Below are 2529 nucleotides of genomic sequence, written 5' to 3' on the forward strand. Positions count from 1 at the left end.
TGGATATAACGGTTCGATTAGTGCCACCCGTTTCGGTGTAATTGAGCCACCCATTTCGGTTTAAACCGTGCCATTTTAGTGGCGATTTCGGTTCGATTCGTGCCACTTTGAAAGATCAAGTTTTAACATGCCGTATCTTTTGCTAAAAAAAGATGGCCAACGTACTTGATCCCATGGATATTAAACAAATTTTCAGCTTGTACCGGGATGGTCTCAGCAACAGAAAAATAGCTTCCCTGTTGGGCATATCCCGCAATACGGTCAACCAATACATTTCCTGGCTTATAGCCTCAGATTACGGGGCAGATGAGATTGTTAAACTCACAGACAGTAAACTAAGGGAGATCTTTCCTTCACGGACGACTATCAGGAATGACAGGTTCGATGCGCTGATGCGTTATTTTGAACAGGGCAAAGCAGCACGGAACCACCCCGGTTTTACTTTTCTTTATCATTATGAGGAGTACAGACAGTTGGTGGACAACGCATACAGCTACACCCAGTTCATGGAACATTTCCACCGGAAATATGCCAGGACAGCGGGTTCCATGAAACTTGAGCATCTCCCGGGCCATGAAGTGTTCATTGACTATGCGGGAACCAAGATGGATATTGTTGACAGGGATACCGGTGAAATCAGAAAAGCGGAGGTCTTTGTGGCCATACTTCCCTTCAGTCTTTTTACTTATGTGGAAGCTTCCTGGAGCCAGAAACGTGAAGATCTTTTACACTGCATGAACAATATGATGTGGTTTTTCGGACGTGTTCCCAAAGCCGTGGTGTCGGACAACGTCAAGTCAGCGGTAACAAGGTCCAGTAAATACGAACCTGACATCAACCGTTCTCTCAAGGATTTCGCAAGGCACTATGACTGTGTGATCAATCCCACCAGGGCATACAGCCCCCAGGATAAGGCATTGGTCGAAAATGCCGTCCAGCTGACCTACCAGCGCATATACTATCCTCTCAGGGAGATGACATTCTTCTCACTTGAAGATCTCAACACGGAGATAAAGAAGTTGCTGGAGCATTTCAACAACATGTTTTTCCAGAGAAAGGAAGCCAGCAGGAGGGAGCTTTTCCAGTCAATCGAGAGGGAATGTCTTAAACCTCTTCCCGCAGGCACATACCAGCTCAGGGATTATACCCGGACCAAGGTGCAGAAGATAGGCTATGTTTACTTCTCCCCTGACAAAAGTTATTACAGCGTTCCCTACAGGTTTATAGGCAAATCCACCCAGATCCATTACACCAGGGATACAGTGGAAGTATACCATTACCATGACCGGATAGCTTTCCATAAAAGGAACAGCTCAAAGGGATGTTATAATACCGATAAGGACCATCTCAGCAGTACGCACCGGCAATATCTGGACTGGTGCCCTGATTACTTTAAAAAACAGGCCGCTGTTCTGGGCCACAATGTACTGGCCTGTGTCAGTGAACTCTTCACCGAATCCGACTACCCTGAGACCGCTTATAAAAGAGCCATGGGCATCATACAGCTTTCAAAGTCCTACGGTAAAGAAAGGCTTGACTCTGCCTGCCACAGGGCCATATATGCAAAAGCCGTCTCCTATAACAGGATCAAAAACATACTTGAAAACAATCTTGACAAGGTCACACCGGAAGATCAAAATGTAAAGGAATCCCATATTCCGGTTCACGAAAACATCAGGGGAGCATCCAATTACCAATAAACACACTAATTATGAACAGTAACCACACAGTAGAAAAACTCAGGCAGATGAGGCTAAGTGCCATGGCCGATCTCCACTATCAGAATGTAAAGGACAACAAGTTTTCCGGCTTTACACCCGATGAATACATCTCCCTGCTGGCAGACCATGAATGGGAAGACAGGCAAGGCAAAAAAATGGCGAGGCTTATAAAGGGGGCTTCCTTTAAACAGAAAGCCTCCATTGCCGACATCGACTACAGCCACTCAAGGAACCTGGACAAGAACATGTTCGGCAGGCTTGCGACACTCTCTTTTGTAAAGAAAAAGGAAAACATCATCCTGACAGGCCCATCAGGGGTGGGGAAAAGTTATCTGGCACAGGCTCTTGGCAACCAGGCCTGCCTGATGGGGTATAAAACCCTGTACGGCAACACTGCCAGACTCCTGTCAAAACTCAAGCTCAGCAAAGTGGACGGCACTTATCTGAAGGAACTTCGTAAGCTGCAAAGTACTGATCTGTTGATACTTGACGATTTTGGGCTTCAGGCCTTTGATGTGTCTGCCCGTGAAATAATGATGGATATAATTGATGACAGGTTCAATGAAACATCTACAATGGTCTCCTCCCAGATACCGGTATCAGCATGGTATGACATAATCGGTGAAGGGACTATTGCGGATGCCATACTTGACAGACTGGTAAACTCCTCACACAGAATAGACCTTAAAGGAGAATCTTTAAGGAAGGGAGTTTTGAAAAATGAATGAAAATTAACCTACTTTAGATGATCTTTCAAAGTGGCACGGTTTGACCGATATCACTGGCATGGTCAGACCGAAATAACCAC

The 2529-nt window shown here is 45.6% G+C and carries 2 protein-coding genes; both read left to right on the forward strand.

Features of this window, described 5'->3' with window-relative positions; translation table 11 throughout:
- Positions 1–152 precede the first annotated feature (152 nt).
- On the forward strand, positions 153–1700 hold the full coding sequence (istA, locus tag FQ608_RS27005) for an IS21 family transposase (protein ID WP_158861629.1): 1548 nt from the start codon (positions 153–155) through the stop codon (positions 1698–1700).
- A gap of 11 nt (positions 1701–1711) precedes the next feature.
- Positions 1712–2449 (forward strand): IS21-like element helper ATPase IstB, encoded by a 738-nt coding sequence (istB, locus tag FQ608_RS27010; protein ID WP_158861630.1) that lies wholly within the window; start codon positions 1712–1714, stop codon positions 2447–2449.
- Positions 2450–2529 lie beyond the last annotated feature (80 nt).

The sequence above is a fragment of the Lunatibacter salilacus genome, from assembly GCF_009797935.1.
Lineage (GTDB): Bacteria > Bacteroidota > Bacteroidia > Cytophagales > Cyclobacteriaceae > Lunatibacter > Lunatibacter salilacus.